This is a genomic window from Curtobacterium sp. ABR8 (assembly GCF_057812125.1).
In genome coordinates, this window is the sequence record NZ_CM173818.1 from 993,567 (window position 1) to 1,013,292 (window position 19,726).

The 19,726-nt window shown below is 72.0% G+C and carries 20 protein-coding genes; 7 read left to right on the forward strand and 13 right to left on the reverse strand.

The window, feature by feature from the left end:
• Positions 1-17: 17 nt before the first annotated feature.
• Positions 18-1,232 carry an FAD-dependent monooxygenase gene (locus tag ACXKZB_RS04885; RefSeq protein WP_488824932.1) on the reverse strand — a complete coding sequence of 405 codons (1,215 nt, stop codon included), beginning with the start codon at positions 1,230-1,232 and terminating at the stop codon, positions 18-20.
• 38 nt (positions 1,233-1,270) lie between these two features.
• Between ACXKZB_RS04885 and ACXKZB_RS04890 the strand changes: the two genes are divergently transcribed.
• Positions 1,271-1,762 carry a MarR family winged helix-turn-helix transcriptional regulator gene (locus ACXKZB_RS04890; RefSeq protein WP_488824934.1) on the forward strand — a complete coding sequence of 164 codons (492 nt, stop codon included), beginning with the start codon at positions 1,271-1,273 and terminating at the stop codon, positions 1,760-1,762.
• A 202-nt stretch (positions 1,763-1,964) separates the two neighbouring features.
• Positions 1,965-2,435, forward strand: coding sequence for a heme-degrading domain-containing protein (locus ACXKZB_RS04895; protein ID WP_488824936.1), 471 nt, complete (start codon positions 1,965-1,967; stop codon positions 2,433-2,435).
• Between the two features lie 128 nt (positions 2,436-2,563).
• On the opposite strand, the gene ACXKZB_RS04900 is transcribed toward ACXKZB_RS04895, so the two are convergent.
• Positions 2,564-3,499, reverse strand: coding sequence for a TolB family protein (locus ACXKZB_RS04900; protein WP_488824938.1), 936 nt, complete (start codon positions 3,497-3,499; stop codon positions 2,564-2,566).
• Positions 3,500-3,640: 141 nt separating this feature from the next.
• Between ACXKZB_RS04900 and ACXKZB_RS04905 the strand changes: the two genes are divergently transcribed.
• The gene (locus tag ACXKZB_RS04905; RefSeq protein WP_488824939.1) at positions 3,641-4,477 is read left to right on the forward strand and encodes an SGNH/GDSL hydrolase family protein; all 837 of its coding nucleotides are present in this window, start codon (positions 3,641-3,643) and stop codon (positions 4,475-4,477) included.
• Positions 4,478-4,490: 13 nt separating this feature from the next.
• Here ACXKZB_RS04905 and ACXKZB_RS04910 read toward each other — a convergent pair whose 3' ends face one another.
• The 8 genes from ACXKZB_RS04910 to ACXKZB_RS04945 all read right to left on the reverse strand — a co-directional run bounded on the left by ACXKZB_RS04910 (position 4,491) and on the right by ACXKZB_RS04945 (position 11,716).
• Positions 4,491-4,775, reverse strand: a complete 285-nt coding sequence (locus ACXKZB_RS04910) for a VanZ family protein (protein ID WP_488824941.1) — start codon at positions 4,773-4,775, stop codon at positions 4,491-4,493.
• Between the two features lie 63 nt (positions 4,776-4,838).
• A complete protein-coding gene (locus ACXKZB_RS04915; protein WP_488824943.1) occupies positions 4,839-6,515 on the reverse strand; it encodes a putative Ig domain-containing protein in 1,677 nt (558 codons plus the stop codon).
• 93 nt (positions 6,516-6,608) lie between these two features.
• Positions 6,609-7,214 (reverse strand): TetR/AcrR family transcriptional regulator, encoded by a 606-nt coding sequence (locus ACXKZB_RS04920; RefSeq protein ID WP_488824944.1) that lies wholly within the window; start codon positions 7,212-7,214, stop codon positions 6,609-6,611.
• A complete protein-coding gene (locus ACXKZB_RS04925) occupies positions 7,207-8,070 on the reverse strand; it encodes an alpha/beta fold hydrolase (protein ID WP_488824946.1) in 864 nt (287 codons plus the stop codon). The genes ACXKZB_RS04920 and ACXKZB_RS04925 overlap by 8 nt, the downstream gene beginning before the upstream one ends.
• Before the next feature lie 44 nt (positions 8,071-8,114).
• Positions 8,115-9,128 carry a glycosyl hydrolase family 18 protein gene (locus tag ACXKZB_RS04930; protein WP_488824947.1) on the reverse strand — a complete coding sequence of 338 codons (1,014 nt, stop codon included), beginning with the start codon at positions 9,126-9,128 and terminating at the stop codon, positions 8,115-8,117.
• Positions 9,129-9,140: 12 nt separating this feature from the next.
• Positions 9,141-10,763, reverse strand: a complete 1,623-nt coding sequence (locus ACXKZB_RS04935) for a long-chain-fatty-acid--CoA ligase (protein WP_488824949.1) — start codon at positions 10,761-10,763, stop codon at positions 9,141-9,143.
• Positions 10,764-10,812: 49 nt separating this feature from the next.
• Positions 10,813-11,409, reverse strand: coding sequence for a TetR/AcrR family transcriptional regulator (locus ACXKZB_RS04940; RefSeq protein ID WP_488824951.1), 597 nt, complete (start codon positions 11,407-11,409; stop codon positions 10,813-10,815).
• A gap of 85 nt (positions 11,410-11,494) precedes the next feature.
• Positions 11,495-11,716, reverse strand: coding sequence for a hypothetical protein (locus ACXKZB_RS04945; RefSeq protein ID WP_222659793.1), 222 nt, complete (start codon positions 11,714-11,716; stop codon positions 11,495-11,497).
• Between the two features lie 254 nt (positions 11,717-11,970).
• Here ACXKZB_RS04945 and ACXKZB_RS04950 point away from each other — a divergent pair, with 254 nt between their 5' ends.
• Positions 11,971-12,921, forward strand: a complete 951-nt coding sequence (locus tag ACXKZB_RS04950; protein ID WP_340196558.1) for an AraC family transcriptional regulator — start codon at positions 11,971-11,973, stop codon at positions 12,919-12,921.
• 28 nt (positions 12,922-12,949) lie between these two features.
• Here ACXKZB_RS04950 and ACXKZB_RS04955 read toward each other — a convergent pair whose 3' ends face one another.
• From ACXKZB_RS04955 to xylA, 3 genes are read right to left on the reverse strand one after another with little or no spacing between them, the layout of a single operon-like run.
• Complete coding sequence (locus tag ACXKZB_RS04955; protein WP_488824953.1) at positions 12,950-13,936, reverse strand: acetylxylan esterase; 987 nt, start codon at positions 13,934-13,936, stop codon at positions 12,950-12,952.
• Between the two features lie 12 nt (positions 13,937-13,948).
• Positions 13,949-15,418 (reverse strand): xylulokinase, encoded by a 1,470-nt coding sequence (locus ACXKZB_RS04960; protein WP_488824954.1) that lies wholly within the window; start codon positions 15,416-15,418, stop codon positions 13,949-13,951.
• A 12-nt stretch (positions 15,419-15,430) separates the two neighbouring features.
• Positions 15,431-16,621 (reverse strand): xylose isomerase, encoded by a 1,191-nt coding sequence (gene xylA, locus ACXKZB_RS04965; protein WP_123313236.1) that lies wholly within the window; start codon positions 16,619-16,621, stop codon positions 15,431-15,433.
• Positions 16,622-16,718: 97 nt separating this feature from the next.
• Between xylA and ACXKZB_RS04970 the strand changes: the two genes are divergently transcribed.
• The 3 genes from ACXKZB_RS04970 to ACXKZB_RS04980 are packed head-to-tail and all read left to right on the forward strand — an operon-like array spanning position 16,719 to position 19,701.
• Positions 16,719-17,900 (forward strand): Gfo/Idh/MocA family protein, encoded by a 1,182-nt coding sequence (locus ACXKZB_RS04970; protein WP_488824956.1) that lies wholly within the window; start codon positions 16,719-16,721, stop codon positions 17,898-17,900.
• Positions 17,897-18,604 carry a ThuA domain-containing protein gene (locus tag ACXKZB_RS04975; protein ID WP_488824958.1) on the forward strand — a complete coding sequence of 236 codons (708 nt, stop codon included), beginning with the start codon at positions 17,897-17,899 and terminating at the stop codon, positions 18,602-18,604. Before ACXKZB_RS04970 ends, ACXKZB_RS04975 begins: the two co-directional genes overlap by 4 nt.
• Positions 18,601-19,701, forward strand: coding sequence for a Gfo/Idh/MocA family protein (locus ACXKZB_RS04980; protein ID WP_488824960.1), 1,101 nt, complete (start codon positions 18,601-18,603; stop codon positions 19,699-19,701). Before ACXKZB_RS04975 ends, ACXKZB_RS04980 begins: the two co-directional genes overlap by 4 nt.
• Positions 19,702-19,726: the final 25 nt, after the last annotated feature.

The following is a 19,726-nucleotide window of genomic DNA, read 5'->3' on the forward strand; positions in this document are numbered from 1 at the left end:
CGCCGGCTTCGGCAGTGCTACCGCTGACCCTGCTGCGGTGCTCCGGGCAGCGGTGGCAGAGGGCGATCGCTGTCGGCGACCCGGGTCAGCCGTGCTGCCAGTGGTCGGAAGAGCGCCGACAGCAGCACCTTGTCCGCCACACCCCGGGCGGCGAGCCCGAGCCGGGTCTGGGGGTACGCGAAGTGCACGATGCCCTTCGGGATGCCCTGGATCGTGTCGACGAGGGGGCGCATCCACGTGTCGAAGGCATCGAGTGCGCGGTCGAGGTCCTCGTCCGCCGTGACCGACGCTGCCAGCACGTACCCGCTCGTGAGTGCGAGGGAGGCGCCACCGCCGCCCATCGGCGTCACGCACCAGGCCGCATCGCCGATCACGCACACACGGCCGCGGTGCCAGCGCGGCATCCGGATCTGGGTCAGCTCGTCCAGGTAGACGTCGTGCGAGTCGTCGAACCCGTCAAGCACGCGCTCGGTCTGCCAGCCGGCGTCGGCGTAGCGTATCCGCAGTGTCGCCAGGGCCTCCGACCGCGAGCGGCCGACCAGGTCGTCGCCGCCGGCGTAGGCGAGGATCGCCCGGGTCGTGCCGTACGGGTCCGGGCGCAGGTGGACCTGACGGCCGCCGACGGCGTTGTACCAGCGCCACCGGTCGTCGTCGGACGGCGTGCGCGGGATCGTCCCGAAGACCATGGTCACCCCGAGGTCGCGCTCGTCGACCTCGCCCTCCGCAGCGAAGAGCCGGTCGCGGGTGCGTGACCGGACACCCTCGGCGATGACCACGAGGTCGGCGTCGAGCACCCGACCGGCGTCGGTGGTGACGGAAGCGCGCCCGGACCCGGGCGCGTCGTCCACCTGCTCGATCGTCTCGCCGTAGACGATGTCGACGTCGTCGGGCAGGTCGTCGAGGAGTGCCCGGGCGAAGTCACCGCGCAGCACCTCGAGTTCGGCCGTCGCACCGTCCGGGCCGTCCGAGGGCAGCTCGGACCGGACGGTGCCGTCACGGCGGACGATCACCGTCCCCGTCTCGGTCGTGTTCCGTGCGCGGATCGCATCGACCAGACCCATGCGGTCGAGCACGTCGCGGGCGACCCCGCGGACGTCGACGTTCTGCCCGCCGTCGCGGAAGGCCGGCGCGCGTTCGATCACCGTCACCCGCCACCCGACGTGGCGCAGCCACCATGCGGCGGACAGGCCTGCGATGCTGGCTCCGGAGATCACTGCGTGCTGCGAGGTCATGCTTTACAGTAAAGCAACTGCACAGTAAAGGAAACTGGATGCCCGACATCGACCCCCTCACCACGGCGTGGTCCGACGACGAGGTGGCCGTCATGCACGCGCTGCGCGACTGGGCCGTCACGTTCGACGAGCTCCAGCGGCACCTGTCGTCGTGGATCGGGCTGCCGGGTTCGGACGCGAACGCGCTCGGACAGATCGTGTGGGCGGACCAGGCTGGTGAACCGCTCTCGCCCGCGCAGCTGGCGCGCCGGATCGGCATGACATCCGGTGCCACGTCGGTCCTGCTCGACCGCCTCGAGGCTGCCGGCCACGTCGAACGACACCGCGAGAGCACCGACCGCCGCCGGGTGACCCTGCGCCCGACCGAGTCCGCGCGTGCGGAGAGCGGGCGGTTCCTCGCGTTCTCCGGTGCCGAGATCGCCGCGACGGTGCGAGATGCCGATCCGGAGGAGACGAGGATCGTCCTCGGGTTCCTGCGGCGCATGACCGCGGCTGCCGCGACCGCGAACGGTCGGCTGCAGGCGCGTTGACAGCGCCGACGAGTCACGTCGCCGTCGTGGGTGCGATCCCGAGTGAGACGCTCGCGGCGAAGTCGCGGGCGAAGACCCCGAGGTGGTGGATGAGGCGACTGCTCGGCATGGCTCGAACCGAGCCGTCGGTGTGCTGCGTCCACCCGTGCTAGCTTCGCGACACTGCTCGCGCAGACTGCCGCGGGCTGAGCAGGAGACGACGATGTCCGACCTCATCACCACCCTCGAACAGCAGGAGCACGACCTCGTGCTCGATGGCTTCACCCACGACGACGCTTGGGACCTGGGCTCGTTGATCCGCGGCATCGCCCACGAGGCCGGTCACGCCGTCGGCATCGACATCCGCCGGCCCGGCCTCGGGGTGTTCCGCGCAGCGACCCCGGGCATCACCCCGGACCAGCACGTCTGGATCGACCGCAAGGCCGCGGTCGTGCTCCGGATGGAGCAGTCGAGTGCTCTCGTCGACGCCCGGTTGTCCGCCGCCGGGGTCGATCCCGCCGCGATCGGGTGGCTCGGCGCCGAGTACGCCGTGACCGGAGGGTCGTTCCCGATCCGGGTCCGCGGTGCCGGTGTGGTCGCCGCGGTGACGGCCTCCGGCCTGTCCTCGATGGAGGACCACGACCTGGTCGTCGCCGGCCTGCGCGCGTTCATCGCCTCGCGTTCGCGGGCGTGAGGTTCCACGACTTGCCGCTCACGTTCCCCGAGGTTCCGCGGACGGCCCCAGAGCGCCCCGAGATGTGACGATCTCGGAACCCGGGGACGCCGGTGGACGGACGCGGCGGCGGAAGCGTCCCCGCGTGATCAGGCGGGGTCTCCGGCGGGGTAGTCGACGAAGGCGACGGCGGACCCGTCGGGAGCCCATCCGTTGACGTTGAGGGTGCCCTGCCCGCCGTCGAGCTCGACGATGGTCTCGGCGGCCTGCCAGACGTCGGGTCCCCAGGTGCTGACGGATCCGTCACCGGTGACGAGGCGCAGCCGGACCCGCTTGTCCGCCGGGTGCCCCTCGGTGCCGGGCGGGAACGACAGGTAGACGGCGGCGTCGTCGGTCGGGGCGGGGTGCGGGAACCAGTTGACGTGCTCGTCGACGGTGAGTTGCTCGATCCCGGTGCCGTCCGGTCGGACACGAGCGATCTGCGCGTGTCCCGGCGTCGCTTCGAACTGCTCGGTGTTGAACAGGATCCACGCACCGTTCGGGGTCCACTCCGGGCCGTCGGCGGCGGCGGGCTCGGTCGTCACGGCCCGGTCCGCGGTGCCGTCGACGCCCATCACCCGGATCGTGCCCGAGGACCACACGTCCTCGCCGGAGGGATCGAGCCGGACGTACGCGAGTTCGGAGCCGTCGGGGCTGACACCGTGCAGGAAGTGCAGACCGCCGTCGTCCGCGGTGACCCGGGTCGCAGGGCCCCCGGCGAGCGGAGCGCTCCAGATGTGGAAGTCGTTCGCGCTGACGTGCACGGTGACGCCGTCCGGGTCGAGCACGTGGTCGTTGTTCAGGGGCGGAATGCCCTCGATCGCGACGTGCTCCGGAGCTGCGGCACCGTCGGCCGGCATCGTCCAGAGGACACCGTCGGCGTTGAGGACGAGCCGGCCGTCGGCGGTCCAGTTCGGCGCTTCGTACAGTCGCTCGGCGGACTCGTGCACGGTGGTCACGCTGCGGTCGGCTCGGCGCCAGATCCGGATCCGGCAGGTCTGGCCCGGTGCGAGCACGCGACCCGGGGCTTCGTCGTCGAAGGGCATGGGCACACTGTTCCACAGGGGACGTCGGCTCGCGACGGCGCGACCGGGTGGCGGTCGTCGTCCGCCCCCCGCGTTGGGGATGATGACGCGTCTTCGGGACCCGTAGGCTGATCGGGTTCGTACCCGAGACGAAAGCTCACGTTGCCGCACCCTCAGCGTCCCTCCCGCCTGCCGTTCATCGCCGCCACCACCTCGGTCGTCGTCGTCGCCGGTGTCCTGCTCGCCGCGATCCCGAACACCGCGACAGCCGTGGAGTCGCCGATCGCGACCCCGACGGCCACGCCGACGACGTCGGCTCCGGTCGAGACGCCTGCGCCTGCGGTGCCGACTCGGACGCCCGCGCCCGCGGTGCCGACCGCGACGCCGAAGCCCACGGTGCCGACCGCGACGCCGAAGCCCACGGCGACTCCGACTCCGACGCCGACGCCGTCGACGATCTCGGTCACCTACGCCGGAGACTCGCTGACCGCGATGGACGGCTCGTGGATGCGGCAGCTGAACGACAAGACGCTCACGAACATCGGCGGAACCGCGATCGGTGGCGCCACCGTCCCACGGATCCTGACGAACGTCTCGGCACGGGACGCCGACGTGCTCGTCGTCATGGCCGGCACGAACGACATCCGCTACGCCCGCAGCAGCACGACGATCACGCAGAACATCGGCAAGGTGGTCCACAAGGTCGGGGCCCGGCACGTCGTCATCGCGGCGATCGCTCCGTCGAACGTCACGAAGTACGGCAAGAAGAAGATCGACCGTCGCAAGCAGGGCGAGATCCTGAACCGTGACCTGCAGAACTACGCGCTCACCAACGGCTACCTGTTCGTCGACCCCTGGGCGGCGGACCGGCAGCTGAACGGTGGGTGGCCGTCGAACCGCACGATCGACGGCACCCACCCGACCGTCGCGATGTCGAAGAAGGTCTCGGTCCGGATGCAGCAGGCCATCCACATCGCCGTGGAGGGCGCGAAGGGCTGAGTCGAGGGTCGGTTCAGCCGGCCCGCGCCACGCGCCGACGTGCCCACTGCACGGAGACGGCAGCGAGTACCCCGCCGAGCACGGCGCCGATGGTGTTCGTGATCCAGTCACTCGTGTCGCACGCCCGACCGATCACGGGGACGACCGCCTCGACGACCTCGACGAGGACGGAGAACGCGCTGGCGCCGACGGCCGTGAGGCGCGCGAGCCAGACGCCCTCGACGGGCGTGACGACGATGACCGCGATCAGCACGCCGAACGCGAGCCACGGTGCTTCGATGAGCAGGGTCGAGAGCATGGATTCCGGACGGGAGGCCCGGTGCCAGCTGGCACCGAGCCTCCCGGTCTCAGGGGTGTCGGATCAGAGCCCGGCGCGACGACGGCGCACCGCGCGCGCCCCGAGCAGGCCGGCGCCGACCAGGACGAGGCCGACCGCCCACGGCAGGGCGCCGACGGCGTCCGAGCCGGTGTAGGCGAGCTGCCCCGTGGTCGGGGTCGTCCCACCGACAGCGACCGTCGGCACGGTAGGCACCGTCGGCGCGGTGGGGCGCACGTCGACCGGGAACGAGGTGCTCTGCAGCCCCTCGCCGCCGACGGTCAGGGTGTGCGTCGAGGCGTGCGGGAAGGTGACGCCGACAGCGCTCTCGGCGTCGAACTCGGTGTAGGGCGCGATCACGTCACTGGCGACGTCCGAGGTGACGATCGGCGTCCAGACGGGGTTGCCGTCCTCGTCGGCGAAGTCGATCGGGTTCCCGAAACGGTCGACCAGGTTGCCGGACACGACGAGTGTTCCGCCTTGCGCGACCGTCGGACGTCCACCGTCCACGACGTCGAGACCCCCGAAGGAGCCGTCCTCGTCGGTGGTGAGCTCCACGGTCAGGACGGTGCCGTCCGTGCCGATGATCCACATCGTCTTCTTCGGCGCGTCGATCGACTCCGCGTCGAGGGTGAAGACCTGGACGCCGAACGCAGCGGCCGGGTCGACGGTCAGCTCGACGTACTGCGTGACCGACTCGGTGCCGCTCGTGGCCGTGACCGCGAACTCGTACCAGGACGCCGTCGTCGCGGTACCGCTCAGCTCACCGGTGGCGGCGTCGAAGGTGATGCCGTCGGGCAGCTGGATCTCCGGCCCGAACTCCTCGTCCGTGTCATCCGGTTGGAAGCCGAACCCGATCGTCCAGCCGGGGGCGCTGGAGCTGCCCGCTGCGAGTGCCGCTGCCTGCGACTTCGTCATGACGACGTCGCCGTCATCGTCGCCGGAGTACCAGGCGAGCTCGTACGTCGGGGTGGGGGAGCCCTGCGCCCGGAAGGTGTACGAGAACGGCTCGCCGGCGGTGGCCTGCAGGGGGAGGTCGTCGTCCTGCTCCGTGCCCGCGGTGACCGGCTCGCCCGCGGCGTCGACGAACACCGGGTCCTGGGTGACGGCGGTCGAGGTCGCGGACACGGTCGCCGTCGATCCGTCCGACAGGGCGCCGGTGACCTGGACCGTGAGCTGCTCCCCGGCCTGCGCGGCGTCGATCGTGTACGAGCCGGTCGTCGCCAGCACGGCGGTGGAACCGACCTCGGTCCAGACGTACCGGAACGCGCCGTCCTCGTCGAAACCGGTGGGCACGGCGGTGAGCACGGCGCCGACCTCCGTGTCACCGGTGATGGTGACGGCGGGGGTGACGGCCGGCTGCGCGGTCGGTGCGTCCGTCGGGGTGGGCGTCGGGACGGTGGGTGTCGGAGCGGCCGGGAGCGCCTCGTCGACCGCCGGTGCGGTCGGCTCGGGAGTCGCTTCGGTCTCGGCGGCCGGTGCGGTCGCGGCCGGGCTCGGCGCCGGAGTGTCGGTCGTCGGTCCGGTGGCTTCGTTCGCGGTCGGTGCCGGGGCGTCGGTCGCGGCGGGAGCGGACGTCGCGGTCGACGCCGTCGGATCGGTCGCCGGCTCGGCATGCGCGGCCGTCGCGGTGACGAGGCCGAGGCCGGTCGTCAGCGCGACGAGGGCTGCGGTGGTGCCGACGGCGCAGGCGCGTCGGACGGTGGAGGCGCTGTGGCGCACGGGTCCCCCTGGATCGTGTCCGGTCGGGTGCCGGATCGTGTGGATCAGCCGAGAAAGCTCAGGCGTCTTCGGATCGTAGGGCCAGTGACCGCTTCAGACCGACGGAGAGTCCGAATCGTGACCATGACTGGGGGCGGTCGTCGCGCGGAACCCCCGGTCGAGGAACGCGACGATCCACCCGAAGCTCGCGTCGACGTCAGTGCGCATCTGGAACCCACCGGATGTCTCGATGGTCGCGAAACCGTGCAGGACACTGCGGAGCAACCGGAGCGCGTGCACCTCGTCGGCGGGGTCGAGTCCGTAGCCGCGCAGCGCCGCTCCGAAGGAGGCGAGGGTGCGCTCCAGGGCAACGGCCAACGGGTGGTCCGGACCGGTGGGACGGATCCCGACCGTCGCCTCGTACCGGCCGGGGTGCCGCTGCACGTACCGGCGGACGGTCTGCGCCGCGGCCTCGACGGCGTCACGGCCGGCGAGCCCCTGCATCGCGTCGCGCAGGTCGTCGCCGAGTTCGTTCGCAGCGAGGACGGCGATCCGGCGGGTCAGGTCGGTGAGCCCGTCGACGTGCTTGTACAGCGACGGCGACTTCACGCCGAGTCGTTCGGCGACGACGCTCATGCTCAGCCGCGCGAGTCCGATCTCGTCGGCGAGTTCGGCGGCCGCGGTGGTGACGGCGGCGGGGTCGAGCCCGGCCCTAGCCACGGTGGCCACCGACGGGCGCGAGGGTGCGGCCGAGGAACGGGAGCACGAGCGCGAGGACCTCGGTCGGGGTCTCGGTGTGCGGGTAGTGGCCCGCGCCGTCGATGACGGCCAGCTCGCCGAGTCCGTCGGGCAGGTCGGCCAGGACCCGCTCGCCCTCGGCGCGGGGGACGGCCCAGTCCGGGTCGGCACTGCCCTCGACCACCAGGACGGGGCAGCGGACGTCCGGCAGTCGGGCACCGGCGTCGGCGGGTGAGGTCTTCGTCATCGCGCGGAGGACCGCCATCCGCTCCGGCTGGCGCAACGTCGACTCGATGCGTGCACGCTCCTCGGTCCAGTCGACCGGCTTCGTCGGCACGGCGATGTCCAGGTAGGCGAGCCAGCCGGCGAGGCTGCCGGTCGCCATCACCTTGGCGAGCTGGAACGTGCCCGTGCGGTGTCGGCGGTTCCGCAGCAGGCCGCCGAGGTCGAGGGCCTGCTTGCGGGTGAACGGCGCCAGCTCGACGATGCCGGCGACGACGTCGGGGGCGTCGGCAGCGGCGATGGTGGCCGCTCCGCCGCTGATCGACTGCCCGACGATGACCGCGGGGCCGCCGAGGTGCCGGACGACGGCGACCAGGTCGTGAGCGATGTCGGCGCGCTGGTACGACGTCCAGTCGGTGCTCGAGTCGCCGCACCCGCGGATGTCGACGTTCGCCACCCGGTAACCGGCGGCGACGAGCTCGGGGACCATGAACCGGTAGGCGTGCCGGCTGTCGCCCATGCCGTGTGCGAGGACGACGAGCGGGCCGTCGCCGCTGACGTCGTACGCGATGGTGCCTTCGTCGGTGCGCAGGTGTTCGAGCATGACTGCCTCCATGGCTAAGTGTGTTAGCTAAAAGCTAAGACCATTAGCCGACCGCGTCAACCCCCGAGGGTGTCGGAGAGGTCCAGGGACCACACGGCCACTCCGGTCAGACCGAGTCGCTCGGCGAGGGCCACGCGTTCACGCAGCGACCGCGCGTCCGACCACCACAGCACCTCGCCGCTGGGCAGGGTGGCGGTCCACTCGCCGACCGTGGTGTTCCACGTCGGGGTGACGTGGGCCTTCCGGACACGGCGACGGGCCTGGTCGTCGGACAGCTGCCCCGCCGGCCGCGGCCCCTTCCAGTGGTAGCCGTACCCGGCGACGCCGAGCACGATCTGGTCGGCGGGCGCGAGGGCAGCGAGAGCCCTGGCCGACTTCGACGCCCAGCGCAGCGACCCGACCGGGCCCGGAGCGTTCGGCTCCCACGGACCGTGCTGGTCGTAGGCCATCAGGGTGAGGTGGTCCAGCGGGGCGCTGAGTGCCCCGACGTCGTACCCCATGCGTGCGTAGCCGGCCGCGGTCGTCGACGCGGACAGGGCGATGTCGAGCCGCACGTCGTCACCGACCGCCGCGCGGAGCTCCCGCGCGAACGCCGTCAACCCGGGCCGGTCCGCCGCGGTCAACGCCTCGAGGTCGATCATGATCGAGTCCCACCCACCGGAACGCACGTCGGTGGCGAGTGCACGGACGACGTGGGACCGGTTGGCGGGGGACCGGAGCATCCGGCGCGCGATCGGTTCGCTGAAGTCGCCGTCGGCGTAGTTGCTGACGAGCAGCTGCGCCTCGAGACCGCGGGCGTGCGCGCGGTTGCGCTGCGTCCTGGCGTCGCGGGACGGGGTCGTGACACGCGTGCCGGTGCGGCTCAGCAGCAGGCCGTCGACGCCGACGACGTCCATCGCCGAGGCGTTCGTGTCGATCAGCGCGGGGTCGGCGCCCTCCGGCTGGAAGCCGGTCACGTCGAACCAGTCGGGCGTACTGGATCGCGCGTTCGCCGGGCCGGCGCAGCCGGTCAGGACGAGCCCCGCTGTCAGGACGGTGGCGATGAGGACGGAACGCGGGCTGGTGATCACGTGCCGAGTGTGTCAGGCCGGAGCGGCCGCCGCGTCCACCGGTGCGCTGAACCGGTCGACCAGGGTCCGCTTCAGGACCTTGCCGCTCGGCCCGAGGGGCAGGGCGTCGACCACGTGCACGACGCGCGGGAACTTGTAGGCCGCGATCTCGTCCGACACGAAGTGGACGAGCTCGTCGGCGCTGACGGTCGCGCCGGCACGGAGCACCACGGCGGCCTCGATCTCCTGGCCGTGCAGTTCGTGCGGCACGCCGAAGACCGCCGCCATGGTGACGTCCGGGTGCGTCGCCAGCACCTCTTCGACCTGCCGCGGGTACACGTTGTAGCCGTTGCGGATGATCATGTCCTTCGTGCGGTCGACGATCGTCAGGTACCCGTCGTCGTCCTTCGTGCCCAGGTCGCCGGTGCGGAACCAGCCGTCGACGATCGCCGCGTCGGTGTCCGCAGGACGGTCCAGGTACCCGTTCATCAGGTTGTGCCCGCGGATGACGAGCTCGCCGATCTCGCCGTGCGGCAGCAGCACGATCGCGTCGGGCGTGGCGGGGTCGGCGATCTCGACGTCGACACCCCAGACCGGTGTGCCGATCGTGCCGGGACGCGGCGCGGTGCCGACGTGGTTGAAGGTCGCGACGGGTGAGGTCTCGGTGAGGCCGTAGCCCTCGTGGATCGGCGCGTCGAACACGGACTGGAACCGTTCGAGCACGGCCAACGGCAACGAGGCGCCGCCCGAGATCGCGTAGCGCAGGGTCGGGCGGGCGTCGGTGCGCGTCGCGGCGTCGAGCAGCGCCATGTACATCGTCGGCACGCCCATGAAGATCTCGCAGCCGTGCTCGACCATCGCCGACAACGCGGCGTCGCCGTCGAACTTCGGGAGCATCACGATGGTGGCGCCGGTGCGGAACCCGGTGTTCATCGTGCAGGTCTGACCGAAGGTGTGGAACAGCGGGAGCGCGCCGAGCAGGACGTCCCCGCGGTGCATGTCGAAGGTGCTCATCAGGTTCGTGTTGACCTGTTCGAGCAGGGCGAAGTGCGAGCCCTCTGCACCCTTCGGCTTGCCGGTGGTCCCGCTCGTGTACAGGATCGTCGCCGTGTCGAAGGGGTCGCGGGGGACGTAGGTGTCGAGGGGCTCGGCCGCCGCGGCGAGGGCCTCGAGGCGGTCCGGGCCGTCGTGGTCGTCGTGGTCGGCCGGTGCGAGGACGGTGACGACGTCGACGCCGGCGAGCTCGGCCCCGGCCGCACCTTCGGCCAGCAGCGGAGCGGCGCAGACGAGCAGCATCGCGCCGCTGTCCTGCAGCAGGTACTCGATCTCGCGCCGCTTGAGCAGCGCGTGGACGGGGACCACGACGGCCCCGAGCGCGAGCGTGGCGTAGTAGACGCGGGCGAAGTCGGCGACGTTCGGCACGAGCATCGCCACGCGTGATCCCTCGGTGACCCCGCGGGCGCGGAGCGCTCCGGCGTAGGCGAGGGTCTCCGACCAGAGCTCGGCGTAGGTGGTGCGGTGGTCGCCGACGATCACGGCGACGTCGTCCGGGTACCGCGCGGCGGACTCGGCCAGGATCGCGGCGACCGAGGCGGTGGCCCGGGTCGGTCGTGTGGCGCCGTGGTGAGCGGCGGCGGTGGGGGTGGTGCGCGTCATTCCGGTCTCCGTCTTCGGTGACGAGTGGTTCCCCGGATCATACGTGCGGTCAGAAGGCCGTGCGCTCCTCGAACACCGACATGAGCATGGCCGCTCCGAGCCGCGCACTCCGGGCGGGCTTCGCCGAGCCCTGCACGGCTGATTCGACCCGAGCGCCCTCGACCAGCAACGACAGGGTCTCGGCGATGTGCGCCGGCATGTCCGCGCGGGTGCAGAGCAGCGTGAGGTGGCTCTCGACGTCGCGGAAGTGCTCGGCGGCGAGCGCGGCGATCTCCGGGTCCTGCCGGCCGAGTTCGGCGTGTCCGTTGATGAACGCGCAGCCCCGCCAGCCCTCGTCGGCGAAGCACTCCTCCAGGTAGCTGAAGATGCCGAGGATCTCGTCGCGGGGATCCGCCGAGGTGGTGGCGATGTGGTCCAGGGCTCGACGCCAGGCGCCGTGCCAGCGTCGCAGCACCGCGACGACGAGGGCCTGCTTGCTCGGGTAGGCGGACGTCAGCTCGTCCACGCTCATGCCCGCGTGCGCGGCGACGTCCTCGAAGCGGACCGGGATCACGCCGTGCGCCGTGAAGAGGTCGTCGGCGGCCTGGGAAGCGGTGCGCTGCGCGGGCGTCTCGGCGACCGGGGGCGTGAGTGTGAGGAGCGTCATGCTTCGAGACGTTCCTGTTCCGCGAAGAGCGCTGTCATGTCGATGGCCTGGGTGCGGACGTCCTCGACCGCGGAACCGTCGCGGATCACGCGGAGAGCCCGAGCACGGCGGCGGCGGAAGCGAGGGCGCTCACGGACACGATGCCGGTGCTGACCGCGGCGATCTGCAGCATGCGCTGACGCTGGAGGTCCCGGAGCTCTGTGAAGGTCCCGCGGTGTCGGTCCTGTCGGCTCGTCACCGAGACCGACTCGAAGGCCTGCCTCGGCGCGCTGATGGGGTGGACCGGGATTGCGGTCAGGGCGGTCATGTCGTCCTCGTGTTCTCCTGCGCGGCCCGTTGCCACCGGATGAGTCGACCGTAGGAGCAGCGGGACCGGCCGTGTGCGCCAGGACCGAGGAGTCGGCGGATCGCGGATGTCGGACGCAGCCCGTCGGTCGGAATCCGGACATCGCCGCACCGGACCCAGCATCCGTTCCACGCGCTGGAGGCCGTCGGGAGCGCTTCTCGGACAGCGGTGCGGACGCCTGGTCCCCGGTCCGTCACACTGCACTCGGTGAACCGATGACAGATGAACGAGCGCGCGTGCAGGACGACGTCCGGTCCGCTGACGTCGACGAAGCACGCGACTTCCTGGTCGGGGCGTACGACGCCTCGGAGTGGCGCGCCGAGACCACCGCGCAGCCCTTCACGTTCCGGTACTCGGCGGTCGGCGACACCACGATGACGTTGCGCGCGATCCGGTTCGACGGGCACCTCGACGGCGTGATGACCCCGTCGGACGACTTCGTGGTGCAGTGGATCACCCGCGGCACCGGCTTCATCGGCGAGGGCGACGACCGCCTCGTCAGCGCCCCGGGCCGACCACAGCTGTGGCCGCAGGACGGCGCCGCGTTCACCTACCAGGACTACGACCAGCGGCTCGTCCAGATCAACCGGGCTTCGCTCGAGGAGGTCGCCGGCGAACGCGGCGCGGCCTCGGGCGCCGTGCAACTCGACCACACCGTGCAGCCCGACGACCGCGCGGTGACGATGTGGCGGAACACGGTCAAGCTCATCTCGCACACCGTGCTCGACCGGCAGGTCTCGCCGCTCCTGCAGGCGGAGATGGGCCGGCTGGGAGCACTGGCCCTGCTCGAGCTCTACCCGGTCGTCTCGGCCACCCTGCCGGACGAGCTCCTGCTCCCGCGCAACGCGCACATCCGCCGGGCCGTCGAGTACGTGCACGAGCACGCGCACCTGCCGATCACGAGCACCGACCTGGCCGAGGTCGCCTCCCTGAGTCTGCGTGCACTGCAGCAGGCGTTCCAGCGGCAGCTCGGCGTCAGCCCGAACGGCTACCTGCGCGGGGTCCGTCTCGACCGGGTGCGCGACGAGCTCCTGCACGCCGACCCGGCGGCGACGAGCATCGCCGAGGTGGCCCGGCAGTGGGGGTTCGCCCACGCCGGCCGGTTCTCGGCCGCGTACCTCGACCGGCACGGCGAGTACCCCCGGGACACGATGCGGCGGGCGTGACACCCCGACGGTGGTGACGCGGGCGCGCTCACCCCAGCGCGCGCAGGAACGCGACCTGCCGCTCACACTGCCGGAAACCGCCGCCCTCGTGCCCGTTGTACGGGTACACCTCGATCTCGCGGGAAGCCGACCCGAGCGCGTTGAAGGCGGCGAAGGTGGTGCGCGGCGGGACGACGTCGTCCATCAGGGCCACGGAGAACAGCGCCGGTGCGGTGATGCCGGCGGCGTGGTTCACCCCGTCGAAGTACGCCGCGGTGTCCCACACGGTGTCGGCTGCGTCGCGGTGCACGGACAGGTAGGTCGCGAGTTCCAGGTAGGGACCGCCGACGGCGACGTCCGTGCCGCCCTCCCAGTCGCACAGGAACGCGACGTCGGGCAGCACCGCGGTGATCGGTCCGACGTGGGCCTCGACCAGTGCGGCGGCGGCGATGGCGATGCCGCCGCCCTGGCTGCCGCCGGTCAGGGCGATGCGTGCCGGGTCGACACCGGGCAACGTCCGCACGGCGTCGACCAGGCGGACGGCGTCGGTGTACACGCGGCGGTAGTAGTGGTCGGCGGGGGAGCCGATGCCGCTCGTCATCCACCCGCTCGCGTGCGGTCCGGAGCCGTGCGGGTCGGGGGTGTCGCCGCCGGCCCACCCGCTGCCCTGGCCGCGGGTGTCCATGACGACGTGCACGTACCCGGCGAGGGCCCAGTGCACCCGTTCGCCGGGGCGCCCGCGGCCGCCGCCGTAGCCGAGGAACTCGACGACGACGGGCAGCGCGGTGTCACGACCGGCGAGCGGACGGGAGACCCAGGCGCGCACCGGGTCGCCGGCGAAGCCCGGGAACGTCAGGTCCTCGACGACGAGTCCGGTCACCGGGGTGTCGGCCGGAGCGAGGACGGGAGCCGTCCCTGCTCCGGCCGCCCGGGCCGCGGAGATCGTGTCCGCCCAGAACGCGTCGAAGTCTGCCGGTCGCCGGACCGCGGGGCGGTACCGACGGAGTTCGTCGAGCGGGAGGTCGGTGCGTGCCATGGGTCTCCTCGGTCAGCGCGTCGCGGCGCGGTACTGCTCGAGCACCTCGGGGTGCGGGTCCGCCGGCACGGTCGTCGTCGCGGTGTCCCACGACGGCAGCGTGCCGGTCAGCGCCCATGCTGCCTGCCGCGCGGCCCCGGACGCCACGTACTCGCCGGGTTCCGGGATCAGCACGTCGCGCCCGAACACCTGCGCGGCGACGGTCCGGACGGCTTCGTTCCGTGCCGCGCCGCCGATGAGCAGCAGTCGCGAGACGGTCACGCCGGTGCCCTCGACCGCGGCGAGCCCGTCGGCCAGGGCGCACAGCATGCCCTCCACCGCGGCGCGCGCCAGGTGCGGTCGGTCCGTCGTGCCCGGGGTCATCCCGAGCAGCGAGGCGGTCGCGTCCGGCCGGTTGGGCGTGCGCTCGCCGACGAAGTACGGCACCAGGACCAGGCCGTCGGCCCCGGCGGGCGCCTGCAGCGCCAGCTCGCCGAGCGCGTCGTGGTCGACGCCGAGCAGGCCGCCGATCACCTCGAGCACGCGGGCCGCGTTGAGCGTCGTGACGATCGGGAGGCGCGACCCGGTTCCGTCGGCGAAGCCCGCCACGGTCCCGCTCGGGTCCAGGACGTCGGTACCGGTGACGCCGAAGACCGTTCCGCTGGTCCCCAGGGACACCGCGACGTCACCAGGCCCGAGCCCGAGGCCGAGTGCGGCCCCGGCGTTGTCGCCGAGTCCTGCGCCGACGAGCAGGCCGGCCGGGGCGGCCCGGCCGCTCGGCAGTGTCACGTCGACGGTGAGCGTCCCCATCGCCTCGTCGTGCGCGACGACGCGTGGCACGACGACGGCGTCCGCGGCCGGCTCCGACCCGGCGACGCGCATCGGGCGGCCGAGCGCCAGTTCGAACAGCTCCGGGTCGTACTCCCGGCGCACCGGGTCCCAGTACGCCGTGCCGCTGGCGTCGGACGCGTCCGTCGCCAGGGCGTCGAGGTCGGGGCCGAGCGCACTGTCGTCGGCCGGGCCGTACCCGCGCAGCCGCCACGACAGCCAGTCGTGGGGGAGCGCGACGGCCGCGACGCGACCGGCGTTGTCCGGCTCGGCGTCGCGGAGCCACCGCAGCTTGGTGCCGGTGAACGACGCGACCGGCACCAGGCCCGTCCGGGCGACCCAGGACTCCCGTCCGAGCTCGTCGACCATCTGCGCGGCCGCGTCCGCACTGCGCACGTCGTTCCAGAGCAGGGCGTCGCGGACCACGCGGCCGTCGGCGTCGAGCGCGACCATGCCGTGCTGCTGGCCGGCGATCGCGACGGCACCGACGTCGTCGAGGCCGCCGGCGTCGGCGACCGCCGCGCCGAGGGCGTCCCACCAGTGGCGGGGGTCGACGGACGTGCCGTCCGGGTGGGACGCACGCCCCTCACGGACGACGGCGCCCGTCGCGGCGTCGCGGACGGTGACCTTGCAGGACTGGGTCGACGAGTCGACGCCGGCGACGAGCTGTGTCATCCCCGCAGCCCGTCAGCGCGCGCCGAGCAGGTGCTCGATGGCGAGCTGCTGCAGCCGGACGAAGCCGAAGCCCTTGCCGCCGAAGTACGCGTCGGCGTCGAAGTCCTCGTACGCCGAACGGTCGGACAGGAAGGCGTCGTACGACTCGCCGTCGTTCAGGGTCGGCGTGCTGAGCTCCCCGACCTTCGAGGCCTCGAGTGCGGCCTGCACCTCGGGGTCGGCGCGGAAGGCCTGCGCGCGCTCCTTGAGGAGCAGGTACATGCGCATGTTCGCGGCGGCCGAGTCCCAGACGCCCGAGATGTCCTCGGTGCGGCTCGGCTTGTAGTCGAAGTGGCGCGGGCCGTCGTACGCCTGGCCGCCCTGCGGCGAACCGTGCTCGAGCAGGTCGACGAGCGAGAACGCGTTCTGCAGGTCGCCGTGTCCGAACACCAGGTCCTGGTCGTACTTGATGCCGCGCTGGCCGTTCAGGTCGATGTGGAAGAGCTTGCCCTGGTAGAGCGCCTGGGCGATGCCGGCCGTGAAGTTCAGGCCCGCCATCTGCTCGTGACCGACCTCCGGGTTGATGCCGAACAGCTCGGGGCGCTCGAGGGTCTCGGTGAACGCGATCGCGTGGCCGAGGGTCGGCAGCAGGATGTCGCCGCGGGGCTCGTTCGGCTTCGGCTCGATGGCGAAGCGGATGCCGTAGCCCTTGTCGGTGACGTAGTCGGCGAGCAGGTTGACGGCCTCGCGGTACCGCTCGAGCGCGGCCTGCACGTCCTTCGCGCTGTCGTACTCGGAGCCTTCGCGGCCGCCCCACATCACGAACGTCGACGCGCCGAGCTCGGCGGCGAGGTCGATGTTGCGCAGGACCTTGCGGAGTGCGAACCGGCGGACCTGCCGGTCGTTCGAGGTGAAGCCGCCGTCCTTGAACACGGGGGCGGAGAACAGGTTCGTCGTCACCATCGGCACGATGAGGCCGGTGGCGTCGAGCGCACCCTTGAGGCGGTCGATCTGCGTCTGCCGCTCGGCGTCGGTCGAACCGAACGCGAACAGGTCGTCGTCGTGGAAGGTCAGGCCGTAGGCGCCGAGCTCGTCGAGCTTCTCGACCGCCTCGACCACGTCGAGGGCCGGACGGGTGGGCCCGCCGAAGGGGTCGGAGCCGTTGTAGCCGATGGTCCAGAGACCGAAGGAGAACTTGTCTGCACGGGTGGGCGTCGTTGCCATGGTGGTCACCGTTCGTCGTCGAAACAAAATGTTGCCGCGCCCAACATAAGCGGTAGTGTTGGCTGTGGCAAGGACGTGATCGCAAAGGAGCGAGCGGATGGCACAGGAACGACTGCGGATCGCCATGGTGGGACACGGCTTCATGGGGGCCGCGCACTCTCAGGCATGGCGGACCGCCCCCAGGTTCTTCGACCTCGGGGTCGAACCCGAGATGGCGGTGGTCGTCGGGCGCGACCCGGAACGCACCGAGACCGCCCGTGCGCAGTACGGCTGGCAGGCGGCGTCGACCGACTGGCGTGCCGTCGTGGCCCACCCCGACATCGACGTCGTCGACATCGTGTCGCCCGGTTCGTCGCACGTCGAGATCGCGATCGCCGCGCTCGAGGCCGGCAAGCACGTCCTGTGCGAGAAGCCGCTCGCCAACACCGTCGAACAGGCCGAGGCGATGACCGCCGCAGCCGCTGCCGCCCGGTCGCACGGGGTCCGTGCCATGGTCGGGTTCAGCTACCGCCGCGTGCCGGCCATCGCGTTCGCCCGGCAGCTCGTGCAGGACGGCCGGATCGGCACCGTGCGCCAGGTCCGCGCGCTCTACCTGCAGGACTGGCTCGCCGACGAGGACGGCCCGATGACCTGGCGGCTCGACAAGGAGCAGGCCGGCTCCGGTGCGCTCGGCGACATCGGCGCGCACGCGATCGACCTCGTCGAGCACGTCACCGGTGCGTCGCTCGCCACCGTGTCCGGCACCCTCGAGACCTTCGTGACCGAACGTCCGCTGATGGCCGAGGGGGTCGGGCTCTCCGGCACCGCGTCGAGCGAGCGCGGACAGGTCACCGTCGACGACGCCGCGTTCTTCACCGCCCGACTCGGCGGCGGCGCGGCCGACGGCGCCATCGGCACGTTCGAGGCCACGCGCTACGCCACCGGCCGCAAGAACGGCCTGACGCTCGAGATCAGCGGGTCCGAGGGCGCGATCCAGTTCGACCTGGAGTCCATGAACGAACTGCGGTTGTACGAGTCATCGGCCCCCGCGGGGGAGCAGGGCTTCCGCCGGATCCTGGTCACCGAACCCGAGCACCCCTACATGGCGGCGTGGTGGCCCACCGGACACCTCATCGGCTACGAGCACACCTTCAGCCACCAGGTGAAGGACTTCGTCGAGGCGATCGTGTCCGGCACCGACCCGTCGCCCTCGTTCGAGGACGGCCTGCACGTGCAGCGCGTGCTCGACGCCGTCGAACGCAGCGCCGCCGACGGCAGCAGCTGGACGGCGACCTCGTGACCGCCGCCGACCGCACCCGCCTGGCCCTGGTCGTCCGCGGGGGATGGGACGGCCACCAGCCCGTCGAGACCACCGACCTGTTCGTCCCGTTCCTGCGCGAGAACGGGTTCGCGGTCCGGGTGTCGGACTCGACGGCCGTCTACGCCGACGCCGCCGTCATGGACGATGTCGACCTGATCGTGCAGGTCGTCACCATGTCGACCATCGCCGACGACGAGTTCGCCGGGCTGCAGCGCGCGGTCCTGGGCGGCGCTGGACTGGCCGGCTGGCACGGCGGCATCGCGGACGCGTTCCGGAACACCGCCGACTACCTGCACATGGTCGGCGGCCAGTTCGCCCACCACGCCGGCAAGCACCCCGACGAGCGCGTCGGCGAACAGTCCGACAACTACATCCCGTACACGGTGCACCTCACCGACCTCGGCCGGTCGCACCCGATCACGCAGGGCATCGAGGACTTCGACCTCGTCACCGAGCAGTACTGGGTGCTGTCCGACGAGTACAACGACGTCCTCGCGACCACCACCCAGGACGCGCGCGACTTCGACGCCTGGAACCGACCGGTCACCGCACCGGCGATCTGGACACGGCAGTGGGGCGAGGGCCGCGTGTTCGTCTCGGCGCCCGGACACCGCCTCGAGGTCGTCGAGTCGCAGCCACTCCGCACCATCATCGAACGGGGATTCCTGTGGGCAGCACGATGAACGAACGAGCACTGCGGGTCGGCGTCGTCGGGGTCGGCGTGATCAGCCAGCAGTACTTCGAGCACTTCCCGGCGCTGCCCGGGCTGTCGCTCGTGGCGGTCGCCGACCTCGACGTCGACCGGGCGCAGACGGTCGGCGCCGCACAGGGCGTGCGCGGCACGAGCGTGGACGAGCTGCTCGCAGCCGACGACGTCGACGTCGTGCTCAACCTCACGATCCCCGCCGCCCACGCCGACGTCGCGACCCGGGCGCTCGCCGCCGGCAAACACGTCTACGGCGAGAAGCCGCTCGCACTCGCGACGGCCGAGGCCGCGCCGGTGCTCGAGCTGGCCGCGCGCTCGGGCCTGCGTGTGGGCAGCGCGCCGGACACCGTGCTCGGGACGGGGATCCAGACAGCCCGTGCAGCACTCGACGACGGCCTGATCGGCGACCCGGTCGGTGCGGCGGTGTCGTGGAGCGCCCCCGGCCACGAGCTCTGGCACCCGGCACCCGCGTTCTACTACCAGCCCGGTGGCGGACCGCTGCTCGACATGGGCCCCTACTACCTGACCAGCCTCGTCACGTTCTTCGGGCCGGTCGCCCGGGTCAGCGGCAGCGCCACCCGGTCCACCCGTGAGCGGACCATCGCGACCGGGCCCTTCGCCGGCGCACCGATCCCCGTCGACATCGACACCCACGTCGTCGCCGTCCTCGAACACGCCAGCGGAGTCGTCTCCACGGTCACCGTCTCGTTCGAGGTGTGGGCGACCCGGGCGCCGCTGTTCGAGGTGCACGGTACGGCCGGCAGCCTCGGCGTCCCGGATCCCAACCGGTTCTCGGACCCGGTGTCGATCGCCACCGCGGACGACCGTTCGTGGCGCGAGCTGCCCGTCGCCGCCGGGTACGCCGACGCCGGCCGCGGCTACGGCCTCGCCGACATGGCGCAGGCGATCGTGACGGACCGGCCGCACCGGGCCTCCGGCGACCTCGCGTTCCACGTGCTCGAGGTCATGGAGGCCGTCTCGGCCGCCGCCCGCGACCACACGGTCGTCGACGTGCACTCGCGCGTCGACCGACCCGCCACCGTCCCCGCCGGGTCCACCCCCGGATCCTGGTGACGGACCCCGACCACCGCACGGAAGG